Origin of the sequence: Chitinophaga sp. XS-30, from assembly GCF_008086345.1 — a bacterium.
Taxonomy (GTDB): domain Bacteria; phylum Bacteroidota; class Bacteroidia; order Chitinophagales; family Chitinophagaceae; genus Chitinophaga.
Genome location: NZ_CP043006.1, coordinates 1,973,318 through 1,992,749, shown reverse-complemented (window position 1 = coordinate 1,992,749; position 19,432 = coordinate 1,973,318). Strand labels below are relative to the sequence as shown.

Genomic DNA, 19,432 nt, shown 5'->3' with positions numbered 1-19,432 from the left:
CTACAGCTTGCGCACACTGCCGGAACCTACCTTATTCAGTTTGATTGAAGGCTCTCCTTTGTAAGCCACCCCTCCTGAACCGATAATATCCGCTTTCAGGTTACGGCTGGCAAATATCCGTACATCCCCGCTGCCGGCAATGCTCACACTGACGTTTTCCGCCAGCAGGTCTTCAGCGCGACAGTTGCCGCTGCCGGCAATATCGATGTCCACATCCCGCGTCTCTCCCCTGAGGGTAACATTCCCGGAACCTGATATATCAATATCCACTTCCGGTGCGTTGACCTGCCCGGTGATGTTCCCACTGCCGGAAAGGTCAATATCCATCCCCGTTGCTGTACTGAAAAGCCCTTTCAGCTCCATATTACCGGACCCGGAAACCCGCATACTTTCGAGGGTGTTGGTAGTAAGATAAACCGTGATCTTTTTATGTGAACGGATACTGGTATTCCTGCGGAACCGCACGACCAGCTCATCACCGTCATTTATCAGTTCAATATACTCCATTAAATTGTCTTCCGCCTCAATCACGGATGTGCTTTGCTCTCCTTTTGCAATGATCACATTCATCGACCCTTCCAGGGAAACACGGGAAAAGCTGCCGGTCCGGCGTTCCTCCCGGGCAACATTGCCGCTGCCGCTTACATTATCACATGCGGCAAAAACAGGGGCTACCAGCAGGGATATCAGGAAATACCTTAATTGCTTCTTCATACTTTGGGTTTTACGGCTGAAAAATACAAAGAATTCCCGACCTGCGGCGGATTTTGGATATACACCCAAAACCCTATCTTTGCACCACCATGACAGAAAAGATTTTGATCCTCGATTTCGGTTCCCAGTACACGCAGCTGATTGCGCGTTCCATCAGGGAGCTGAATGTTTATTGTGAAATACAGCCTTGTCTGAAACCGGTCATCTGGGAAGACAGTATTAAAGGAATTATCCTCTCCGGCTCACCGTTCTCCGTGAACGATCCTCAGGCGCCGGTAGTAGACATTGCCGCCATGGCGGAAAAAGTGCCTGTACTGGGCGTTTGCTACGGCGCACAGCTGATGGCCAAGGTATTCGGCGGCGAAGTGGCCAAAAGCAGCACCCGTGAATATGGCCGTGCTTTCATGGAGCATAGCGACAAGGAAGAGCCGCTGTTATACGACATTTCAGCGAAAAGCCAGGTGTGGATGAGCCATGCGGACACGATCATCCGTCTTCCTGAGGCCTTCACCCCCATCGCCACCACCGAGAACATCCCCGTAGCGGCTTTCAAAAGCCATACCCTCGCCAAAAACCCGATGTTCGCCTTGCAATTCCATCCTGAAGTAACGCACTCCCTGGAAGGCAAGCAGATCCTGCGCAACTTCCTGGTCCATATCTGCGGTTTGCAGCAGGACTGGACGCCCGCTGCATTCGTACAGGAAACCATCGCCCGGATCAAAGAACAGGTAGGCGACCGTAAAGTAGTGATGGCCCTCAGCGGAGGCGTAGACTCTACCGTAGCCGCAGAGCTGATCCACAAGGCGATCGGCCCCAACCTGTACTGCGTATTCGTGGATAACGGGCTTTTGCGTAAAGATGAATTCGAGACCGTACTGGACTCCTATAAACATATGGGCCTGAACGTCAAGGGCGTAAATGCCAAAGAACTGTTCTACGGCCAGCTGAACGGGGTGAAAGACCCGGAAGAAAAACGCAAGATCATCGGCCGGCTCTTCATCGATGTATTCCAGCAGGAAGCCACGCAGCTGAAAGATATTGGTTTCCTCGGCCAGGGCACCATCTATCCTGATGTCATAGAATCCGTTTCCGTGAACGGCCCTTCGGCCACCATCAAATCCCACCACAATGTGGGTGGCCTCCCCGAGAAAATGAACATGAGCCTCGTGGAGCCGCTGCGCTTTTTATTTAAAGACGAGGTACGCCGCGTGGGCAAAGAGATCGGTATCAGCGACATCTTCCTCGCCCGCCATCCCTTCCCCGGCCCTGGCCTGGCGATCCGCATTCTCGGAGAGATCACCCCGGAAAAAGTACAGATGCTGCAGGATGCAGATGCCATTTATATAGAAGGACTGAAAGAATCCGGCCTCTACAACCAGGTATGGCAGGCAGGCACCATTCTGCTGCCCGTACAGAGCGTAGGCGTAATGGGCGATGAGAGGACTTACGAATTTTGCGTAGCCCTCCGCGCTGTAACCTCCACAGACGGCATGACGGCGGACTGGGCGCATCTTCCCTACGAATTCCTGGCAAAGGTTTCCAACGATATCATCAATAAAGTAAAAGGCATCAACCGTGTGGTGTATGACATCAGTTCGAAACCGCCTGCTACAATTGAATGGGAATAAATTGATTACAGATTAGCAATAACGGATTGCAAATGCGGGAATGCTCATTTGCAGTTCGTTATTCGTTTACGTGGAATGATTTTTGCAATTACTGGCACCATATGATCCGATCGAAAACATTTATCAGGTGTACGCTTGTCCTCTCCGGCATCATGCTGTTGCAGGCCTGTGCGATCTTCCGCCCGGCGCCTGCGAAAACTGACGGCCCGCCGCCGGAGCTGAGCAAGCCCAAACCGGAGGAAAAGAAACCGGAGGAAACAAAGAAACCGGATGCCAAAGCTCCCTTCAATGTTCCGGCTTTCGCCAAAGAAGTGAAACGCAGCAGCTACAACATCGCTGTATTTGCACCGCTTTACCTGGATTCCGTATTCGCTGCTTCGCTGGAGATTCCCGGCCGCACCATGCCGCGTTATGTGCTGCCCGGCCTCGAATTCTATGAAGGCGTACAGCTTGCCCTCGATTCCCTGGAAAAACAAGGCGTACAGCTGAATGTGCAGGTGTTCGACAACAAAGCGCGTCAGAACGATGTGCCTACCCTGATCCGCAACCGCCAGCTGGATGCGGTAGACCTGATCATCGGCGCGGTAAGCACCCCGGAACTGAAACCACTGAGCGATTTTGCCCGGGAAAAACAGATCAACCTCGTATCCGCCACTTTCCCTAACGACGGCGGCATTTCAGAAAATCCCTTTCTGCTCATCAGCAACAGCACTCTCCGCTCACATGTAGAGGCTATACACGACTACGTGCAGAAAGGATTTGCCACCAAGAATATCCTGGTGATCCGTAGAGGCTCCTCCTTCGAAGCCAGCATCGGCGGAAACATCAAGGTCGCCTACGATAAAATGTCATATGACAAAAAAAGCCGTATCCGTGAGGTAGTATGGAGCGATGCGACCACAGATGCCCAGCTGACGCAATACCTGCTGGCAGACCGGCCGAACATCTGCATCATCACAGCACTGGACGAAGCCGGCGCCAAGAATATCCTGCGCAAACTCGCCGTGCATAAAGCCACCTATCCGATGCATATCTTCGGTATGCCTACCTGGGATGTGATGAAGTTCAAAGAGCCTGAATTCGAAGGGCTTACCCTCTACTATTCATCCCCCTATTACAACGAGAAAGCAGATACCTTCAGTAAATATGTATCCGATTATTTCAAACGCGTGTATAAATCACGCCCTTCGGACATGGCCTTCAAAGGATTTGAACAAACCTGGTATTTTGTGAAGGCGCTCACGCAGGATGGCGTGTACTTCAATAAAGATCTCAACAAACCCGCCAACCGCGTTTACACCGATTTCAATTTTCAACCCGTTTATCTGAACGAAGAGAAAGACGAAATACCCGCATACTTCGAGAACAAAAATATTTACATCATCCAGAAAGGCGACAGCGCCGACTACCGGATGAATGCCCATCTCTGACATTTTTCGGAGATCCGGGGAAGAGGCTGTATCAGATCGATGCAGCCTTTTTTTTATTCGGGTCCTGCCTCGTCCTGAAATAAGTTGACACAAAAGCTGTCAAACATGGACTCAGCGGAGCAAAGGGGTTACGTAAAGCGGACTCAAAGGGACTACATTTTACTTTTGAGTCATCCCCTCTTTGTTTTCCGGTAATCTGTTTTCCGGCAACCGGCCTGAATTTTGATGCCCTCCTGTTTTATCTTAACTTCAGTATCCATGCAACCCGTTCTCTCCTTTACGGACAAAGGTATCTATTGTGCGGCCGGCGACTTCTATATCGATCCCTGGAAACCGGTGCCCCGTGCAGTGATTACCCATGCCCATTCCGATCATGCCCGTCCGGGTAATCAGCACTACCTCTGTGCGAAGGACAGCATACCGCTGTTGCAGTTACGGCTGGGGCAGGATATCAGCGTTCAGGGACTGGCCTTCGGAGAGCAAATCTATATTAACGGTGTTACCCTCTCCTTCCATCCCGCCGGGCATATGATCGGCTCTGCACAAGTGAAGGTGAGTTACGGCGGGCAGACCTGGGTGGCCAGCGGTGATTACAAAACTGAAAATGACGGTATCTCCGGTGCTTTTGAACCGTTGAAATGCCACGTTTTCATTACGGAATCCACCTTCGGGCTACCCATTTACCGCTGGAAACCGCAGCACAATATCTTCAGCGACATACGGTCGTGGATACACGAAAATGAACAAGCGGGAAAGAACAGCGTACTGGTAGCTTACAGCCTGGGAAAGGCCCAGCGGCTGATCTACAACCTCTCACATTCGGTCGAGCGGTTCCTGGTGCACGGCGCCATCTTCAATGCACATGAGATGCTTCGCAAACATGGATGGCCTTTGCCCCAGGTGGAGCTGATCACACCGCAAACACCAAAGGAAGCTTTCCCGAACAGCCTGGTCATTGCCCCTCCTTCCGCGGCAGACTCTGCCTGGATGCGCCGCTTTGCCCCTTACGCACTGGGCGTTTGCAGCGGATGGATGCAGGTCAGGGGAAACACCCGCAGGCAAAATGCCGATGCCGGTTTTGCGATATCGGACCATGCCGACTGGCCGGGGCTTTTACAGGCCATCAAAGCCACGGGCGCGGAGAAAATATTTGCCACGCATGGCTTCAGCAGCGTAATGGCACGATACCTGCAGGAAAACGGGCTGGAAGCGGAAGAAGCAAAAACGGCCTACGGTGCTGAGGAAGAAGAAATAACCGGAGCCGGAAACGCAGCATCCTCCGGCAATACGGCATTACACATACAGGCGCCCGGTGCGGAAACACCTCAAACGGGGAATGGAACACCTGATACACCCGAGTAGTATGCAGCACTTCTCACAACTCATATTCACGCTCTCACAAAGCACGAAGACCAACGAAAAGCTGGCTGCGCTAAGCCGTTATTTTGCGACGGCGGACGAAAAGGACAAACCCTGGGTGCTGGCGCTCTTCTCCGGGCGAAAACCAAAACGCGTTGTCAATTCCACACTCATGAAAGTATGGTGTATGGAAGTGGCAGGCCTGTCCGAATGGCTGTTCAACGAATGTTATCACACCGTAGGCGACCTCGCGGAAACCATTGCACTGCTGCTGCCGCCACCCAATATCACCACAGCTCCCAGGCCGTTGCATTACTGGCTCGACCGGCTGATCGCGCTCGAAAAGGCGCCGGAAGCTGAAAAATCGGCCTTCATCCGCAATGCATGGGACCAGATGCAGCATACAGAACGTTTTGTTTTCAACAAGCTCATCACCGGCGGCTTTCGCATCGGCGTGTCTCAGAGCATGATCGTGAACGCGCTGGCAAAGACCTATCACATCGCGCCGGCGACAATATCCCACATGATCAGCGGCAACTGGGACCCGCAGCAGACCACCATGGGAGATCTGCTGAACGAAGAAGCGCGGAATGCGGACGATTCCAGGCCTTATCCCTTCTTCCTCGCCTACGCCCTTGAAAGCCCGCCGGAAGAGCTGGGTGAGCCGGAAGAATGGCAGGCGGAATGGAAATGGGATGGCATCCGCGGCCAGATGATCCACCGCAACGGGCAATTGTTCATCTGGTCCCGCGGAGAAGAGCTGATCACGGAGAAATTCCCGGAACTGACCGTTCTGCAAACCTTTCTTCCGGAAGGCGTAGCCATCGATGGCGAGATACTCGCCTACGACCAGGAAGGTGATCGCCCCTTGCCTTTCCAGGCGCTGCAGACACGCATCGGCCGGAAAAATGTCACGAAAAAACAATTGCAGGAAGCGCCGGTGATCTTCTATTGCTACGACCTGCTGGAATGGCAAGGCAACGACATACGGTTGCTGCCGCTGCAGGACCGGCGGACCTTGCTGGAAAAGCTCGTGGGCGGCATTCGCCAGCCGGCATTAAAGCTCTCTCCCCTGGTCCCTTACTCCGACTGGCCAGAGCTGGCCGCGCTCAGAGAAGCCTCCCGCAGGAACGGAAGCGAGGGGCTGATGTTGAAAAAACTCGATTCCGCTTACCAGGTTGGCAGGAGGCGAGGCGACTGGTGGAAATGGAAGATCGATCCTTTTACCGTAGATGCCGTGATGATCTATGCACAGAGAGGCCACGGCCGCCGCTCCAATCTTTATACCGATTACACCTTCGCCGTGCGGAACGGTGATCAGCTGGTCCCCTTTGCCAAGGCCTATTCCGGCCTCACAGATAAAGAGATCGCTGAAGTGGATAACTGGGTAAAACGGAATGCCGTGGAAAAATTCGGGCCCGTGCGTACGGTGAAGCCCGAGCTTGTTTTCGAGATCGCATTTGAAGGCATTGCCGCATCCAACCGGCACAAATCAGGCATCGCGCTGCGTTTCCCGCGCATCCACAGGTGGCGGAAAGATAAAACGGCGGAGGAGATCAATACGCTGGACGATCTGAAGCAATTGCTGGAGGTGTAAGCCTGGTTCATATCGACCACTTTTTGCTGCAACAACTTGCCTGGCAACGCCGTTGCTCCAATCGGGAATTGCTCTAAAAACAATAAATCCCGCTACTGGCTTGCATTCCCCACCTTTCCGTCTCTTTAATACGCCGATAAAATTCCGCATTTCGTAAACCTTATCAAACCGCAGGGCGTAATTTTGCCCATTATTCAAATCATATTGGAATAATATGACCAACCTTGATATCAGACATTTGTGGCATGGTTTGTTGCAGGGAGATGAAAGCCTGCTTTACAGGTTGCATAACACGCTTTATACGGGAATACTGGCCTACGGGTTAAAATTCTCTTCCGATCGGGAACTGGTAAAAGACGCTATTAACCAGACCTTCCTGTACCTCTGGCAGAAACGCGACTCGCTCCCGGATGCGCAAAGTCCGCAGGCATACATTTTCACCGCTTTCAAGAGGCGGTTAATTGGCATGCTGGAAAACAGGCAGGCTGACCCTTCTTCATCAGGCTGGCCGGATACATGTGATGAACCGGCCGAAACTTCCCATGAGCAGGAGCTTGTTCATCGTGATGACACTTTTCGCTTGCAGGAAGCTGTATCCGCCGCTATAGCCTTGCTGCCTCCCCGGAAGCAACAACTTATCCGTCTGAAATATCTCGAAGGTCTCAGCTACAGGGAAATAACAGTCCGCACCGGCCTGAGCGAGCGCACTATCTACAATAAATTACACGAGGCCATCAAAACGCTGAGAGCCCAACTGGCCGGCACTGACACCCCCTACCCATCCGTGTTGACCGCACAATTGGCCCTGCGGTAAAAAAAATTCCCTTTTTGAAGGGTAAAAACTGTTTCCCCATCCCCTCTTACATAAAAAGCCCACTTGCATGCAGCAACCTGTTACCATTGAATACCTGGTAAGTGATGAAACTTTTATAGCCTGCTGTCTCGGAACAGATCCTGATGCCGTTGCGTACTGGAAGCAAAAAGAACAGGAATTCCCGCAGCACGGCAGCATATTCCGGGAAGCCAGGGAACTGGTCATCGCCCTGCATGGCTATGGGAAGGCAAAAGAAATAGCAGAAGAAACGGCAAAACTCAAAGCCCTGCTACATCAGCCGGAAGAGATCACCATCACCGCTACGGTACCTGTTGAAGCAAGAAGGAACCGGAAATGGCATTTGCCCGCAGCCGCAGTCCTGATACTCCTGTCTGCCATCACCTGTATCCTCATATTCCGGCAGCCTTCAGCTTCCCTGGTAATGGCGCGGACAGGCGTGGGGGAAATAAAAAAATTCATGCTGCCTGACGGCTCGTCTGTATGGCTGAATGCGGAAAGCCGTATTCAGTACAGGGAAACTTTCGGGCAGCAGCGGGAAGTAACCCTGCTGGAGGGTGAGGCCTGCTTTGATGTAACACATGACACCCGTAAACCTTTCTCCGTTACAACACCCTCCGGCATGCGTGTACTGGACCTCGGGACGGTATTCAGCGTGAAAAGCTATTCGGGACTGGAAGAAGAAAGCGTAGGTGTGGTAACAGGGGAAGTAATATTGAGCCGTTCAGGACATCAGGAAGCGATCAGCCTGAAAGCCGGCGAAGGTGGCACCATCAACAAAAGCTCGGGTTCACTCAGGCTCATGCGCTATTCACCCGAAACCGCAGCATGGATGAACGGCCGGATCGTATTGAATGATGTTAGTTTCAGGGAGCTGCAACTCGTACTCCGGAACTTGTACCATATGCATTTGGTGTTCAGCGACCCGGCCATGGCAGATTGCAGGATCACCACTGCTTTCCGCCACGGCGAAAATATCCGGGAGATACTACGCACTTTGGAAATTATCTATGGCATTACCTGTACCGTCAACGGAAATACCATCCGGCTGAAAGGCGCACCGTGCAGTGAAATTTTAAAGAATGAATAAGGGGATCATCATATGTTGTTTATGCTTCAGCTGCCTGATAACAGCGGGAAGTTATGCCCGGCAGGCGCAGAGCGAACGTTATAACATCGGGATTAAAGCAGGTACCCTGGACGAAGCCCTCCGTCAGCTGGCCGGCGCCACAGGTTTGAACCTCACTTATAATCCCCTTGAGCTGCGGCAGGTGCGGGTAAAAGCATACGCCGCCAGGCAGAAAAGCATACAGCATATTCTTGACAACCTCCTGAGAGGAAGCGGCTTCACCTTCCGGGTAAATGGCTCCCGGGTGCTGATATACAAACCCAGGGAACAGAACGTAACAGCAGCCCATGCTCCGCTGGCAGAAAAGGCGGCGGAACCGCAAGTGCTGACCGGGAAAGTGCTGGATGAAAAAGATCAGCCGCTTGAGTTTGCTTCCGTGAAGGTCAGGGAAACCGGCAGCCTGCTGACCACCAGCAACGAGGGTACTTTCCGGCTGCAGGTACCGCCGCATATCACAGTGGCACGCATTACGGTAACATACGTCGGGAAACGAACAGAGGAAAGACTGGTCGAACAAAAAGAATATGGGCAAATGCAGCTTTTCCGGCTGCAGGACCTCAGCCTTTCTCTCGAAGGCGTACAGGTAACCGGTGTACAGAAAGCACAGCAATCCAATTCTTCCGTGGTATTCGACCGTGAATCCATCGAGCAGTCCCAGGCATTCAGCATGGCCGATATACTGAACAACCTCCCCGGCAAAGAGATCAAAGCGCCCAATCTGCATGAAGTGCAGACACTTACATTGCGTACGAGCGCCAACGCCGGCGCAGCGATGAACAACTCTCTCGGCACTGCATTTATCATTGACGACATCCTGCTTTCCAACAATGCCAACATGCAGACAAAGAGTATCGGAAAGTACGGCGGAAGCCTTATTTCACAGGCAGGTTACGGCAGCTTTGATGTTCCATTTACCGGTCTCGATCTGCGGGATATCCCGGTAAATAACATCGAGCGGATAGAAGTGATATCCGGCGTTGCCCCCGCGCAATACGGCGACATCACCAACGGCGCCGTGATCATAGACCGGCAGGCGGGTAAAAACAAATTACAATTGGGCATTGGCATCAGCGGATATTCTTCGCAATATTCACTTTCGAAAGGACTGGCGCTGGGCAGGAAATGGGGTGCACTGAACCTCTCCGCCAATTATCTGCGAAGCAACGAGAATCCCGTCACAAATCTGCAAACGTACGCCCGCACAAATCTTGGGCTTATGTGGACCGACCACTTCGGGGAGAATATCAAAAACACCATTTCCGTCGATTACAGTTTCCGTAATGATGATATAAAGGTGGACCCTGAAGATATCAGAGAGAAGAAAACATTTATCAGGAGCCGGAATATCCGCATATCAAACCGTACCGCTTTTACCATACAACATGACTACCTGAAACGAATCAGCCTCAGCATGGGTTACAGCAAAGGCCACCAGGAATCCTATACGCAATATGCATTCAACAGCGATCCCCGCCCCATGGCGGATAAAGACACCACCGGTATCTATGAAGGATATTACACCCCCGGCATCTTCACTTCAATAGATCATATTCTTGGAGAACCGGAAAACTTCAACGGCAACCTCGTCTTCAGCGGGGAGGCCAGCACAGGAAAGGTACTGCATCAGCTCAGCGCAGGTGCAAATCTGTATATCTCCAACAACGGCGGTAAGGGAGTGGTCGTAAATCCCGAAGCACCGCGCTTCGCCAACCTGAATTATCAGAATGAGCGCCCCTACAGCTTCGACCTGATGCCTGCCATCATCAACAGCGGCTACTTCCTGCAGGACAATTTCGAGTTGATGGTATCAGGGCGTACTTTAACCACGAACGCGGGCCTCCGGTATGATGTGCAGAACGGTCAGGGCACTTTGCAACCCCGTTTGAATATGGCTTATTCCCTGAACAAAACGTGGCAGGTGACCTTTGGATATGGTCTGGCCACCAAGGCTCCGACCATGGCTTATCGCTATCCTTCACCCATTTATTTTGACCTGCCGGTTCTGCAGGTATATGATGCCGATCCCGCCAAACGTGTATTCCTCGTGTACACGGAGAAACTGCTGCCGGACAACAGCGCGCTGAAACCGATGAGAGCAAGCCAGTTGGAAGGCGGCCTGAAATACAAGGATGCCCGGATCAGCAGTTCATTATTCCTGTATTATAAACGCAACCGGGATGGTTTCACAACCGCCGACCAGTTTCAAACATTCCGGCTGCCGGTATATGATTACAAGATCGAGAACAACAAGCTGGTGTATTGGCAGACAGACAGCGTGACTACCAAACTGAGCGCCGCTATGAAATATAACAAGGTCACGAATGGTACATCCAGCAATGATATCGGCGTAGAATGGTTCATCAGCACAAAGAAAATTAGATCCATACAGACCAGTTTCTCACTGGTATCCAGCTTCAGTTTCAGCGATTTCAGCAACAGTAACCAGCGGCTCAAATTCGCGGAAGCAGACCTGCAGACCCTGTACAATGTGATGTTCGGCGTTTACCCGGCTACCAGCTACAAATACTGGTCACTCACCAGCAAACTCAATACTACTACGCATATACCAAAACTGGGCTTTATCGTGAACATATCCGCTGACATGTTCATTACCCGGCAACGCAAAAGCCTCGGCAGCAGTCAAATGCCGCTGGGATATGCAGATCTGCAAAGCAACTATTACGTGTTCGGGCCCCATGCAGACACAGACCCGATCTACACCGCATTGGGACTATACGACGCAAAAGATTCCGAAGGCTCGGACCCGTTTTACATGAATTTTCATTTACAGGTAGCGAAAGAGATCAGGAAAAAGATCCGGTTCTCCGTACGCGCTTATAATGTGTTCAATTTGCGTAACCGGGTGCTTAACCGGGTCACCGGTGACGTCAGGACCTTACGTGAACCGGTCAGCGTTTCCGGTGAAATATCATTCAAATTCTAAAAATCAAAACATATGAAAAGAAATATCTGCCTCGCATTGGCAGGGTTGTTAGGATTACTTACAGCCTGTAGCAAGAAGGATAGTGGTCTCAAACCGGTATCCGTCACTGTTAAATTATCCATAGCCGCAGAGATGGGAGAAATGGCCATTCCTTATAAAGGAGCTGTGATCACTATTTCCAACCTTACCACCGGCCAGTCCTACAAAGACAGCCTGACAGAGGAAAAAGATCAGGCCACTTTTTCCAGTGTGGTCCCGGGTAGTTATGACGTGGCTGTACACCTCCAGGTTTCCGCCGAAGACTATGAAGCGGTAACCGGTATCAGGGCAGACGGTTCTGTGTTCTTTTCCGGCAGTGCGAATGCACAGTCTGCCGTTGCTGACCAGAACACCATCACCGTTGGCCTCCGTACAGGAAGCGGAGAAGGCAACTGGGTCATCAAACAGATCTATTACGCAGGCTCTGACAATAAGGACGGCGCGCTTTTCCGCGATCAATTCATCGAACTGTACAATAACTCAGCGGAAGTGTTGTATGCGGACAGTTTGTATATCTGCCAGGTGGAAGGTGTGAATACCGCTATGGAAAAAATCGATCTGACCGAACCATATTACCTGCCCACCGGCCAATGGGACTGGACGAAAAGCCCGGGTATGGCAGATGCAAATGCCAATACGGACTATATTTACGCAGATGCGCTGTTCCGCATCCCCGGCAACGGCACTACCTACCCGGTACAGCCCGGCAAAAGCATTATCATCGCTGCCACTGCAATCAATCACAAAGCACCTTACATCGGCGTTAACGGCAAGGAAATAACCGTACGCAACCCCGATCTGACCGTAGACCTGAGCCATGCGGATTTTGATGTATATATGGGAGACCAGCCCGGCGTAAACCCGCTCGCCTCCGATATGAATACCAATAAGACCCATCTTGCGGTTATCCTGAATTCCAACCGCGACCTGGTATTGGACAACCCGGGCAGGGAAGCCGTACTGATCTTTAAATCCGGTGCGGACATTACCACCTGGGGAGCATTCAAAACGCCGGACAACCTGACCTCCGGCAAACTGAGGTTGCAAATGCCTAAAAGTGCCATGAACATCTTCGATATAGTGGAAATTCAACCCACCGAGCAAACCAAACGTTGTCCCAAAAGGGTTTCACTTGACCTCGATGCGGGATTCAATTATGTAACTAACGGCTCTTATTCATCCCAGGCACTGATCCGCAAAACACAAAAAACAGAGGGTGGCAGAATAGTGCTGCAGGATACGAATAATTCATCTATAGATTTTGTGACCATACATGCAGACCCTTCCGGAAATGCATTTGCGCAATAATTGGAAGATGACCGAAACTCATTTTACCAGGGTAATATTTTCAGGATTGCTGCTGATACTGTCTGCAACCGCTACAGCGCAGACAGTATCAGACAGCATATGGCTGTACCGCCCGGCACAGGCTGCATACCGGCAAGCCGTCAGCTCAGTGGCGGGCCTGGCAAGCTATCCCGTTGCGAATACCGGCATGCTGTCGCTCACCGGGCGCATTGAGGATGGCGGACTGCGGCAGGCGCAAGTCCCTCAGCAACACAAGGATATTACCTTTTCAACAACCGGTTTACGTACCATACAACGGTTCAGGGTTTACGGAAAGTTCACTTATCAGCGCAGCAGCCAGGACAGCTTGTCCTGGTCACTGATGGGGATACCGGACCATATGCGCCCTTTTTATTATGCTTCCCGCAAGGCAGGCAGCTTCGACCGGCAATTGTATGATATCAGCGGCCGTATTGCCTATACGCTGAAAGAAGACCGGCTTTATATAGGATCGGGCGTAACATACCTTTACCATACCGCGCACCGTCAGGAAGATCCCAGACCATCTGTGAAGAATTTTTCACTGGTGCTGAAACCGGAACTGGCCTGGCAACAGGGCCGTCATGTTACCGGTATCATGGCCATGTGGGGATATGGCTATGAGAGCAACAGCATTAAATACATGAATCCCCGTTATCAGTTTAATTACGACAGTTATCCGGAACGGAGGACCTGGCTGATGATGGGGATGGGGTATATGCAACCCCGGGCGAGCAACAGCCAGCAGTTGGATGTGCGGGTACGCACATGGGGCAGTGCCGTGCATCATGCATATAACGGCACAGATTGGCAATGGAAGAACAGCCTTTCATGGGAACGCCGCCTGGACAAGTATGGCAGCCCCCAGTCAACCACCGTTAAAGATCTCGAATGGGGAACTTACACGCTGGATAATTATCGCCTGAACCTCAGTGCCGCAAGCGGCCTGCAGCATACATTTAACCTGGAAGCCAGCTATATCAGGGGAGACGACAAGAACACCTACAGCGGTTCCCCCCTGTTGCCAGCTCTCAACGCGCAGAATTACCGGAACCGCTTCAGCAGCATAGTGCTGGATTACGGCAAAACTGGTGTTAAAAACACAGGATGGGGAGCATCCATCCAATGGCAGCAGTCGGAACGGGAGGATTTTGTTACTGCTCATTCCCTGCAATATTCCCATCTCACGCCAATGGTGCATGGTGAATTATACGCGGGCAAACAGTTTTATCTGCAATTGAAAGCGGGTGTACGCTGCCCTTTAACACAAATGATCAACGTATTGCCAACGCAAAGAACAGCATTTTCGATGGACGTGTTATTCAGGGATTACTACTATTGGTCGTCCACTGCCGGAACATTGCAGCTGCATGCCAATTATATATCGCGGAAGATCATCGACAAAATGCCGGCGGGCGTTCGCCTGAAGATCGTATATGACCGCCTGCTCCGCGAAACGGAAAGAACCGTGGCAGATGTGCCGGAGATCGGTGCGTACCGCCTGCAGGGCGCATTAAGTTTTAGTCTTTATCTTTAAAAAAAGCGGAGCAACGGTAAGGAAGTATTAAATCATTACGATGAAAAGTATATCAATTGTATTCTCCATGTTGATGCTGATCGTGTTCATGTGCTCATTGAACCCGGGAACAGAAAGGGGGAACAGGGAATCAGACAGTCTGAGAGCGTTATATGAGCGGCCCATAAGTGAGTGGCCCCGCCCGGTAATAGACAGCGGCGTGCAATGGGAAGAACTGGTCCCGCTGCTGCCCGATACCAGCCTTGTTACACAACTGAATGACCCGCAGGTTAACCTGGGAAGAATGCTTTTCTTTGATCCCCGCCTTTCGGGTTCGAAGCAGATATCCTGCAGCAGTTGCCATGACCCCGACCTGGCCTGGGGCGACGGGCGACGCGTATCACTCGGTCACGACCACCTCCAGGGTTCCCGGAATACCCCATCACTGCTGAATGTGGCCATCCACAAACAGTTTTTCTGGGACGGGCGGGCCGCCTCACTGGAAGCCCAGGCCCTCAATCCCATCGGTACACACCACGAAATGAATATGGACCCAGGCGTACTGCCGGAAAAACTCAGGGAAATAGCAGGTTACCGTCAATTATTCAACGCTGCGTATGGCAATGACAGCATCAGCGTGGATCGCATACTGGGAGCGCTTGCAGCGTTTGAAAGCACCATTCGCAGCCGCACCAGCCGTTTCGATCACTTTATAAACGGCAATTACAAGCGCCTTTCCGATGAAGAAATACACGGCCTCCATCTCTTCCGTACAAAAGCCCGCTGCATGAACTGCCATAACGGGCAATTTATGACGGACAACCAGTTCCATAATATCGGCCTTACTTATTATAAAAGGAAATATGAAGATCTCGGCCGCTACAACGTAACGGGAGACCCCGCCGACGTTGGCCGTTTCCGCACTCCGTCCCTGCGGGACGTCATGCTAACCCGCCCCTGGATGCATAACGGCCTTTTCGACAATATCGATGGCCTGATCAATATCTATAACAGCGGCATGCAAATGATGAAGCCCAAGCCCGGCCAGGAAAACGATCCCCTCTTTCCGCGGACGGACCCGCTGATGCAGCCACTCAATCTCAGCGCGGAAGAGAAAAAGGCCCTGGTAGCATTCCTGCACGCCATAACGGGCGTCCCGTATAAAATGAGACGGCCGGAGCTGCCGGAGTAAGGGAAAAACCCGCTCCGGCACTTCAAAAAAAGTCCTTTAGTCTACAATTTTGGTGGCGAAAAAATACCCTACCTTTACCTCTGCTGGCACGTTCCAGCCACCAAAACATCCTTAATGCCGTAACAGATATTAAGGAAAAGGAACCAATCATTAATTGTCATCTGCCTTGATCCGGCAGATCAGATCGCGCAAAAACCAACATTAAAAAAAACGCAATTGTCCGCTCCTGGCGGCATTTCCTTGCTGTGATCAATGTTTGTTTCTTTTCCCTGCATGGCATGACGGATGCACTATTTCACGTAAAAAAATTGCCTGCAAGGACATGGACCTGTTGTCTGTATTGTTATTAGTTGGACTAGGATTTTTTATCGGCACGTTCGGTACGCTCATCGGTGCCGGCGGCGGTTTTATACTGATGCCGCTGCTATTGCTGATGTACCCCGACATGCCCCCTGACGTCCTTACCAGTATCTCTCTTTCCGTCGTCTTTCTCAATGCGACTTCAGGCTCCATTGCCTATGCACGCAAAAAGCGTATCGACTACCGCTCCGCCATCATCTTCGCAGTAGCCACACTGCCAGGCGCTGTTGCCGGCGCCATGATCACCACCGTGATCTCCCGCCATGCCTTTAATATTATTCTCGGCCTGTTGCTGATCGCCGTATCGGTTTTTCTCATGCTGAAGCCGCAGCAGGGCGCTTATGCCGCCAAAATGAACCGCGGCAGGTGTGTGGACCGCCATGTGGTTGAACGCAACGGGGAGGAACACCGCTTTTCGTTCAATATCTGGACGGGGATCCTCATCAGTTTTGCGGTCGGTTTCCTGAGTAGCCTGCTTGGCATTGGCGGCGGCATCATCCATGTTCCCGCACTCATCAGCCTCCTGAATTTCCCGATACATATCGCCACAGCCACCTCCCATCTGATACTGGCCGTGATGGCGCTGGCCGGAACCGTTGTACACATCATCCAGGGCAGCTTCCAGCAGGGATGGCAGACCGCCGCGGCCATTGGCGCCGGCGTGATCATGGGTGCGCAGCTGGGTGCCGGGCTATCGGGCAAAGTCAAGCCCAAAGGCATCATTCTTGCACTTGCAGGGGCCTTGCTGATCGTAGGCGTACGGCTGATCTTCGCCTGATCCTCCGCTTTGCGCAAACGGTCTCCGTCAGCGGCGCAGTCTTATCCGGAAGGCAAGTACCCGTTTGCCGGCACACGCAAATTTTTTTATCGGCGTCATCTTGCCTAATTTCATGTCCGCATGAAAAACACAACCGGATGGCAGGCGATAGAACAGTGGCTGGCAGCAAAGGAGCTGAAGCCATTTGCTTTTCAGGAAGAAGCCTGGGAACACTATCTTGCCGGCCGCTCGGGCCTCGTTAATGCCCCAACCGGCTTCGGAAAAACCTTCTCCCTTTTCCTTGGTGTGCTCATCCGCTGGATGAATGAACAACCGGCATATCACCATCAAACCAACAATGGGCTGCAACTGCTGTGGGTAACGCCGCTGCGCGCACTCGCCAAAGATATCGGCAGAGCCATGGAAGAAGCCCTGCACGAACTGCACATTCCCTGGAAAGTGGGCATCCGCAGCGGTGATACAGCCACACATGTAAGGGAACAACAGAAAAAACAGATGCCGGAAGTCCTGATCATCACACCGGAATCCATTCACATTCTGCTTGCGCAAAAAGATTATGCCCGGCGTTTTTCCTCATTACATACAATAGTGGTGGATGAATGGCATGAACTGCTGGGCAGCAAACGCGGCGTGTTGGTGGAACTGGGGATCAGCCGGCTGAAAGGGCTTCAGGGCAAGCATTTGCAGACCTGGGGGATATCCGCCACCATCGGTAACCTGGAAGAAGCCCTGGATGTACTGATGGGCCAGTCCGGTCAGCCTGCCGCCATCATACGCGCCGAAGTGCGCAAGGAGATCGCCGTACATTGCATCCTGCCTGACGAGATCGAAAAATACCCCTGGGCCGGGCATATGGGGCTTAAACTGCTGCATAAAGTACTGCCGGTGATACATGCCAGCAAAACCACCCTGTTGTTTACCAACACCCGCGGCCAGTCCGAGATATGGTATCAGCAGATACTCAAACAATGCCCGGAACTGGCCGGCGCTATTGCCTTGCATCACGGCTCCATTGACAGTGAACTGCGGATATGGGTGGAAGAAGCCCTGCATACCGGCACGCTCAAACTGGTTGTCTGCACCTCCAGTCTGGACCTCGGGGTGGATTTCCGGCCCGTTGACACCGTGATACAGGTAGGCAGCCCTAAAGGCGTAGCGCGGTTCCTGCAGCGCGCAGGCAGAAGCGGCCACCGGCCGGATGCCGTGAGCAATATCTGGTTCCTGCCCACTCATTCCCTGGAACTGGTGGAAGCCGCTGCGCTGAAAGATGCCATGAAAATAAATCTCATCGAAAGCCGCATGCCGGTGGTGCTCGCATTTGATGTACTGCTGCAATACCTGATGACCCTCGGCGTGTCCGATGGCTTTAACGCGGAACAGATATGGCAGGAAGTGACCGCCACTTTCTGTTACCGGGACCTCCAACCCGAAGAATGGCAATGGATACTGGCGTTTCTGACCACCGGCGGAGAAGCATTGCACAGCTACGATGAATTCCGCAAGCTGCACCGCGTAGGCGATGAATACCATTGCGTCAGCCGTCAGCAGGCCATGCGCCACCGCCTGCATATCGGCACGATCGTGAGCGATGCTATGCTGAAAGTGCGGTTCATGACAGGCGGGTTCATCGGGCTGATAGAAGAATATTTCATTTCCCGTTTGTCCCCGGGAGATACCTTCAGCCTGAGCGGACAAAACCTGGAATATGTGATGATCAAGGATATGACGGTGATCGTGCGAAGATCCAAATCGAAAAAAAGTATTGTGCCCAGCTGGAATGGCGGCCGGATGCCGCTTTCCGCCAACCTTGGCATGATGCTGCGGCGAAAGTTCCACGAGGCCATGTCCGGCACCGCGCAGGAAGAAGAAGTGCTGATCCTGCAACCCCTGTTCGAACTGCAGCAAGCCCTCTCGCACATCCCGCGGGAAGACGAATTGCTGATGGAACAGATCGAGACGAAAGACGGGTATCATCTTTTCGTCTATCCTTTTGAAGGACGGCTGGTACATGAAGTCATGGCAACTTTGCTGGCCTGGCGCATCAGCCGGCGGCACCCGATCACATTTTCGCTGGCAATGAACGACTACGGTTTCGAGCTGCTTTCTGATCAGCCTATCCCGGTAGACGATACCAATGTGCAGGAGCTTTTTTCGCTGGAGCAGCTGACGCAGGATCTGCAAAGCAGTGTGAATGCCACGGAAATGGCGCGGCGGAAATTCAGGGATATTGCCGTGATAGCAGGATTGATATTCCAGGGATTTCCGGGAAAGCACAAGGCCAACCGGCACCTGCAATCATCCGCTTCGCTGCTGTTCAACGTTTTTCACGACTACGATCCGCAAAATATTCTCCTTCGCCAGGCGTTCAATGAAGCATTCTTTTACCAGATGGAAGAAGCCCGCCTCCGGGAAACAATGGAACGCATCTATCATAACAAGATCGTGATCACTTTTCCGCAAAGGCTGACACCTTTCTGCTTCCCGATCAAGGTGGACAGCTTGCGGGAACAGCTGACCAGTGAAAAACTGGAAGACCGGATCAAAAAAATGATCATTTGGTAAGTGCTTTTACGATTGTCAATATGCCG

13 protein-coding genes are annotated in these 19,432 nt (G+C 52.1%); 12 read left to right on the top strand and 1 reads right to left on the bottom strand.

All coding sequences use genetic code 11. The features are described from left to right. Positions 1-714, bottom strand: coding sequence for a head GIN domain-containing protein (locus FW415_RS08225; protein WP_148383783.1), 714 nt, complete (start codon positions 712-714; stop codon positions 1-3). Between the two features lie 89 nt (positions 715-803). Here FW415_RS08225 and guaA point away from each other — a divergent pair, with 89 nt between their 5' ends. The 12 genes from guaA to FW415_RS08165 all read left to right on the top strand — a co-directional run bounded on the left by guaA (position 804) and on the right by FW415_RS08165 (position 19,406). Next, positions 804-2,342: a glutamine-hydrolyzing GMP synthase gene (guaA, locus tag FW415_RS08220; protein ID WP_148383782.1), complete on the top strand. Its 1,539-nt coding sequence runs from the start codon at positions 804-806 to the stop codon at positions 2,340-2,342. A gap of 101 nt (positions 2,343-2,443) precedes the next feature. After that, a complete protein-coding gene (locus FW415_RS08215; protein ID WP_168208729.1) occupies positions 2,444-3,772 on the top strand; it encodes an ABC transporter substrate-binding protein in 1,329 nt (442 codons plus the stop codon). 258 nt (positions 3,773-4,030) lie between these two features. Beyond that, entirely contained in the window at positions 4,031-5,134 is a 1,104-nt protein-coding gene (locus FW415_RS08210; RefSeq protein WP_148383780.1) for a ligase-associated DNA damage response exonuclease, read from the top strand. Position 5,135: 1 nt separating this feature from the next. Beyond that, a complete protein-coding gene (locus tag FW415_RS08205; RefSeq protein ID WP_148383779.1) occupies positions 5,136-6,728 on the top strand; it encodes an ATP-dependent DNA ligase in 1,593 nt (530 codons plus the stop codon). 214 nt (positions 6,729-6,942) lie between these two features. Beyond that, on the top strand, positions 6,943-7,542 hold the full coding sequence (locus tag FW415_RS08200) for an RNA polymerase sigma factor (protein WP_148383778.1): 600 nt from the start codon (positions 6,943-6,945) through the stop codon (positions 7,540-7,542). A gap of 67 nt (positions 7,543-7,609) precedes the next feature. Then, positions 7,610-8,650 (top strand): FecR family protein, encoded by a 1,041-nt coding sequence (locus tag FW415_RS08195; protein WP_148383777.1) that lies wholly within the window; start codon positions 7,610-7,612, stop codon positions 8,648-8,650. After that, positions 8,643-11,633 carry a TonB-dependent receptor domain-containing protein gene (locus tag FW415_RS08190; RefSeq protein ID WP_148383776.1) on the top strand — a complete coding sequence of 997 codons (2,991 nt, stop codon included), beginning with the start codon at positions 8,643-8,645 and terminating at the stop codon, positions 11,631-11,633. The genes FW415_RS08195 and FW415_RS08190 overlap by 8 nt, the downstream gene beginning before the upstream one ends. A 12-nt stretch (positions 11,634-11,645) precedes the next feature. Beyond that, a complete protein-coding gene (locus FW415_RS08185; protein ID WP_148383775.1) occupies positions 11,646-12,980 on the top strand; it encodes a DUF4876 domain-containing protein in 1,335 nt (444 codons plus the stop codon). A gap of 7 nt (positions 12,981-12,987) precedes the next feature. Further along, a complete protein-coding gene (locus tag FW415_RS08180; RefSeq protein ID WP_148383774.1) occupies positions 12,988-14,535 on the top strand; it encodes a DUF6850 family outer membrane beta-barrel protein in 1,548 nt (515 codons plus the stop codon). A gap of 40 nt (positions 14,536-14,575) precedes the next feature. Then, positions 14,576-15,706, top strand: a complete 1,131-nt coding sequence (locus FW415_RS08175) for a cytochrome-c peroxidase (protein WP_148383773.1) — start codon at positions 14,576-14,578, stop codon at positions 15,704-15,706. A gap of 322 nt (positions 15,707-16,028) precedes the next feature. Further along, the gene (locus FW415_RS08170; protein WP_148383772.1) at positions 16,029-16,844 is read left to right on the top strand and encodes a sulfite exporter TauE/SafE family protein; all 816 of its coding nucleotides are present in this window, start codon (positions 16,029-16,031) and stop codon (positions 16,842-16,844) included. A gap of 120 nt (positions 16,845-16,964) precedes the next feature. Next, complete coding sequence (locus FW415_RS08165; RefSeq protein WP_148383771.1) at positions 16,965-19,406, top strand: ligase-associated DNA damage response DEXH box helicase; 2,442 nt, start codon at positions 16,965-16,967, stop codon at positions 19,404-19,406. The last annotated feature ends 26 nt before the right edge of the window (positions 19,407-19,432 follow it).